The sequence below is a fragment of the Dawidia soli genome, from assembly GCF_018598185.1.
Classification (GTDB): domain Bacteria; phylum Bacteroidota; class Bacteroidia; order Cytophagales; family Cyclobacteriaceae; genus Ohtaekwangia; species Ohtaekwangia soli.
In genome coordinates, this window is the sequence record NZ_JAHESC010000037.1 from 73,827 (window position 1) to 79,826 (window position 6,000).

At 41.9% G+C, this 6,000-nt stretch carries 3 protein-coding genes; all 3 read left to right on the forward strand.

Going from position 1 to position 6,000, the window contains the following annotated elements:
* Positions 1-1,602 precede the first annotated feature (1,602 nt).
* From KK078_RS21885 to KK078_RS21895, 3 genes are read left to right on the forward strand one after another with little or no spacing between them, the layout of a single operon-like run.
* Positions 1,603-4,254 carry a lanthionine synthetase LanC family protein gene (locus KK078_RS21885; RefSeq protein ID WP_254092456.1) on the forward strand — a complete coding sequence of 884 codons (2,652 nt, stop codon included), beginning with the start codon at positions 1,603-1,605 and terminating at the stop codon, positions 4,252-4,254.
* 17 nt (positions 4,255-4,271) lie between these two features.
* Positions 4,272-4,712 (forward strand): MauE/DoxX family redox-associated membrane protein, encoded by a 441-nt coding sequence (locus tag KK078_RS21890; protein WP_254092457.1) that lies wholly within the window; start codon positions 4,272-4,274, stop codon positions 4,710-4,712.
* A complete protein-coding gene (locus KK078_RS21895; protein ID WP_254092458.1) occupies positions 4,709-5,809 on the forward strand; it encodes a hypothetical protein in 1,101 nt (366 codons plus the stop codon). Before KK078_RS21890 ends, KK078_RS21895 begins: the two co-directional genes overlap by 4 nt.
* Positions 5,810-6,000: the final 191 nt, after the last annotated feature.

Sequence of the window (6,000 nt, forward strand, 5' to 3'; positions counted from 1 at the left end):
TGATTATTATTAAATTTGCTACAATGTCGCATATAAAACTTTTGCTAAGTTATATTTATATTATTTGACGATTGGATGGAATTATATCCCAATCGGTCATTTCCTAAGCTCCCAATGTGATTATCTATCGACGGCTTACTGCCGGCAAACTCCTAAAAAAAACGAACTATATTTTAGGAAACAGACAATAGCATCGCCAGTAATGTGACAAATACGTAGCCATTAAAGAATAGTATTACACCGTGTCATTAGCAACTGTTATGATGTTCGAATATTGAAAACTGGCTCGGATAAATACGGAGGAGAGTTTTCCTCCTTTAACATCTTATTCCGTTGGCCATTAATTCACATATTCTAACCCTTTGTATCATTTAGATATTCGAAATTTAAATAACAGAGCAGCTATTCAAATCAGCTGTCACCCTAAAAACCGCTCAACAACACAAACAAAAAAATTCAGTCTGCAGATCACGAATAACGAATTACCAACACCTCTAACAAAATTAAAAAATCATGAAATCAAAAACAATAATCTTTAAGTCTCTTGCCATAGTCGTAGCACTATTGGGGACTGTCCTCTCTATTAATGCATCTCTTGCTCCGGGCCAAGCTCACCTGAGCTATGTAACGATTGGAGGAACAGGATTCTGCACTACACTTTGCAACAACCCATATACTGTACCCGGTCCAGCAATTTGCAAAGTACGAATTTCAGTAAATGGTGTACCAACAGTCGTAACTGTATGGAACCATAGAGCCACAGCCGGCGCTTGTCTGACTAGAATTACTCAGCCAACGGATGTAATACGGGAGTGCCTTGTAAACAAAACAATACCACCAGAGGCGAAAATTATAAACTAACAGAACGAATTACCAATACCCCTGGCTAGATATCAAGATAGCATCTGACTAAGGCCGACTGAGCTGGATTCATCATTCTCACAAATGTGATCATTCAACACCTAACAAAATGTCTGATAGTAAATCATCTTCCAGTGAGCCATTATGAAACAACAAAATTAACAGTTATGAAAACAAAAAACTTAATCTTTAAATTTCTTGCCGTAATCATTGCAGTAGGTGGTGCTGTCGTATCCATTAACGCCTCATTCGCCCCCGGCTTGCCACACCTTAGTTACGTCACAGTAGGTGGATCAGGATTCTGTACTACAATATGCAGCACCAATCCACGCGTAGCAGGATCACATATCTGCAAAATACGGGTTTTAATAAACAGCGTACCAACTGTCATAACTGCGTGGGATCATAGAAGTACGCCCGGCCCATGTCTGGTTAGATTTACTCATCAAACCCCCACCGTATTGACATGTATGCCGGGCGGTAAGACGATTCCTGCAGGATCAACAATTCTTAACTAACTGCAGATAAAAATAAAAAGATGAAAATAAAAAACTGTTAGTTTCCAACAACGCATCTCTTCTCCACAACCGGGCACACCCTTAGCTACACCAAACGTATCACTTCATACATTACATCTCCAATTATTCTGGCCATTTGTGCATCTATTCCGACCTTTTGTATCATCTAGCGGAGCGACCTTAGTCTCTGAGACACAAGTTACCTACTAAAAATACGACAAAAATGCTTGCAAAAGTTAAAAACGATACCCGTGCAGAGTCCTCATTCGACTACGCTACAGCATTGCGCCTACGAAATCAAAAATACAAAACCGTAGAAGAACACTATCTCCAGGTCGGTACGATCAAGAAAACGGAAGGATGGATTCTGCATCTTTCCGCCATAAACAGTCAAATTTCCGCACTAATTCAGGCAGTGCTTCCCATATTGATCCGGGATAAAATTGCATTCAAACTTATATCCAATGCCCGAACAGCAGACCTGCTTCTAAACGGAAAATTAGGAGCATTCCAAATTGGAAAAATCTTCCGCATCTACCCAGAAACTGATACCATTGCTCATGCGCTTTCGCGAAAACTGATCGAAGCAACTGCTGAAATTAAAGGCCCTGCCGTTCCAACGGATGCTCATTTAGGTGGAGCGCTTTATGCCCGCTATGGCAGTTTTAACCCAGTCCTGATGCCGGATGCCGCCGGACAACTGCAACGCTATATCCACGACTCCAGCGGAAATTTGATACCCGATCTATATAACGTCCCTTTTGCCCTACCTTTGGGAAGATCATGGCCTTTCTCCAACGGCCTGGTTCCAAAGCCCTCACCGTTACCCGTCCTAAATAACACCTACTTGATAACCTCAGAACTAAAAACCGACGTTAAAGGGCGTGTTTTAAAAACGATCCAGGTCAAAGGTTTAACCATCAGACGCGCCGTTGTAAAAGAGGCGCGTCATCACATCGGGACAGATAATTTTGGAAGGGATATTATAGACAGGCTCCGCTGGCAATTCGAGCTACAAAATAAATTACGGAATAAGGTTTCAATACCAAAAGTTTATGATTTCTTCAGCGAAGCGGGAAACCAATATCTCGCCATGGAGCTGATCAAGGGAAAGGCATTGGATAAGATCATTCTCGAAACGATTGACGGCATGATCTGGAAAGATGTCAAGTCCCAGGACAAGATCACATTAATAAACTACTTATCTCAGGTAATCGAAAACATAAAAGCTTTGCATGCGTTGGGTTACGTGCATCGCGACATCACACCCGTCAACTTTATCCTGGATCGCAACAAAAAAATAATCCTGATAGACCTTGAAGGAACCTACTCTCTAACAGAAGGGCTCCCCACTCCCCCTTTTGATATTGGCACACTCGGTTTCATGCCGCCTGAACACGATAGTATTCGACCGGCCAATACACCCGAAGACATCTACAGCCTGGGGGCTTTAATGTTCGTCTTTGCTACCGGGTTAAAGCCCGCTAAATTTTTACCTGGCAACAGTGAGCGAATCGAAAATACACTATCTACGGTATGGATAGACGATACGCTGTATGACGTTATTCGTCAATGCACCCGGCTAAATCCACTCGAGCGACCTGGCATAAAGGATTTATCTATACAAATTCATGAATATTGTTCTGCCATAAAATCAAACACATTAACATACAACAAACAAAGAAACGCTACCCCCACGAAAGATCTTGTAAAAAAAACCATCATTGATACCCTTCATGCCTTCGCCGGCAAGAATATGTTGAGCGAAGAAGGTCTCTGGCATAGCATTGACTTAAAAGAAGACCACCTCCTGAGTGCCAGGGATGCAACCAAAACTTACACTCCGGGCCTCTACGAGGGGGTAGGATCGGCCATCTATGTTGCCTCCATAGCCAAACGACTAAACTACCCGATAAACGCATTAAAAAGCCCGCTCTCAACCGCCTTCAGGTTCATTAACAGCAGCTCCATGTCGAAACTCCCCAACATCCATCCGGGGTTTTATCACGGAACAGCTGGCCAGGCAATGGCGATGACATTAGCGATAAGAAATCAGCTTTTACCGGAGTCGCCCTCGCTTCGTGAATCATTAACGACGTGCCTGAGCCTACCAACATCCGACCTGACGATGGCACAGGGAATAGCGGGGCAATGCATGGCGATGCTCCAATGTTATCCGGAAAGATCCCAAAATAGCGTTATTGAAAAGCGACTATCAACATTAATCGATAATATTTTAAGTAAACAACAGCGAAATGGATCCTGGCAAACAACACAGGAACACCCTACCGGAATTAGCTATGGAGTTTCCGGCATCACCATGGCGTTGATCGGATATCACTCCACACGGACAAATTCGGAAGTCAAACAGGCTATAAGAAAAGCTATAAGCTGGCTCGAAACAAAGACAATTAAAAAAGAAGGAACAACACTTTGGATAACAGGCGGCTCCAAACGAAAAATTGACCCCTGGTTCGGGAACGGAGTGCTGGGAATAATTCTGACCTACATGCATGCATATGACATCCTAGAAGATCCCATACTCAAAAAACGCGTACACGACTCCTTAACTTATTTATCCCATCATCTAACGCAAAACGACTTCTCCCTTGCCAACGGACTATGTGGGATAGGTGAAATATATTTAGAAGCCGCCAGAATATTCAAGACTCAGGAATACCAGCCATATATAGATAGGGTTTTGAATTTGGTGCTATGTGCCCGTCATGAAAACGCATCCGGGACACATTGGATCGCCAACAACGAACGCATACCCTATGTCGGCCTCGGCAACGGAAACGGAGGAATTCTCCATTTTCTAATGAGATACGAAAATCCTGACAATATCAAATTTCCTCTATTTGGAATAAAGTAATAAAAACACAAAATAAAATGAAAACAAAAACAATAACAGATGCCATTAACATCCTCTTCATACTCCTGTTCATTTATGCATCGGTTTCCAAGCTTATGGAGTATGAAGTATTTAAAGCACAAATCGGGCGCTCGCCATTCATCATGAAATACACGGATGTTATAGCCTGGCTGATCCCCGCGCTGGAGATACTAATAGCCATCTTGTTATTCTTCCCCAAATTGTCACTATTGGGGCTATATGGATCTTTTTCGATAATGCTCCTATTTACCCTATACATTGTGATCATCTTAAAATTAAGCCCGTATGTACCCTGCTCCTGCGGTGGCATACTCAATGATATGGGATGGGGAGAGCACCTGGTCTTCAACATAGCCTTTACCATCCTGGCGCTCGTCGGCATCATGCTCCAGGTAAAAGACGCGAAAAGAAAATTAACCTTAACCAACGCAATATGAATCTCTACAAAAAACATATAGTCTTAACCGTTCTATGTACGCTGGTAACGCTACTAGCACTATTCGTAATTTACATATCATCGCCAATCAGTTCCGAGCTACAGCCATCCACCTTTCAGCGAAATTTTGCCAAGGAAATTGTCGGGCTTCTTAAAATCGAGTCACTTGGTCGCCCCTCAAACTATATTGCCGGGTTTGACGAAAAAAGAATATGGTTTGGAAATTACGATCGACCTTCTAAGCTAAAAAGTATGGATTTGTCACTGCAGGATCAACAAGAAGTAGAGATAAAACTCGAAAAGGTGGATAGTATAGTAGAGCCGGGGAGATTTCGAACGATCGTAAACCGTGATCGCTTCTTTCTAACAAATGGTATTATGCCCATAATCCTCACGGGTGACAAAAAAAATTGGACGGCCAGGGAAATTAAATTCAGCAAGTATTTTTATTTCAATAGCGCTTTTCCGATTAACGACACAACTTTCGTTCTACAGGCATACAACACCGAAAAGAAAGGTCTTCAGCTAGGGTTGCTTGTATTGGCAGACAGCCCGAAATTTAAATTCAATGACAATCTTCTAACACCGCAACAAGAGGGAATATTCTCTGTCCAGGGGCAAACTGATTACAATAATGAAACAAATACATTAACATATCTATACACGTACAGAAATCAATACCTAGTGATCGACAACGACCTAAACTTAAAAGGAACAGGAAACACGATAGACACCTTCCGGACTGCCCCAATCACCGTAAGAGAAGTGGACAACGATGGAACGTCCATGCTGAGCTCTCCACCCTTTGCAACAAATCCTTGCAGCACCCTATCCGGCGATTTTCTCTACGTTCGATCCAATCTTTTAGCAAAAAATGAAAATAAAGGAAAATTTCTAATATCCTCCACCATAGACGTGTATAATATAAACACGAAAGAATACGTGCTATCATTTCATATCCCCAATCTTACAAATAAATCGATCACAGAGTTCAAAATAATTGATGACAAAATATACGCTCTTTTTGATGACACCGTGGGGCTTTTTGAGCTAAAAGCGTTAAAAGATCTCCAAAGTAAATCCATTTCAAAAAAATAAAATTGGTACCGTTATCCAACCATGCGGGGCTTAAAAAAACAGGAAATGCAATTTACGTATTCCGTTAAAACACCTGAATCGGGTTCTTTTATCGACAATGATAAAAACCAAAAATGACAGTGCCCAGCAAAGTGTGTAAGCGTCTAACGAACTGCGTAAAGGGACTATATTTTGCATCTCTCTCCGAAGAT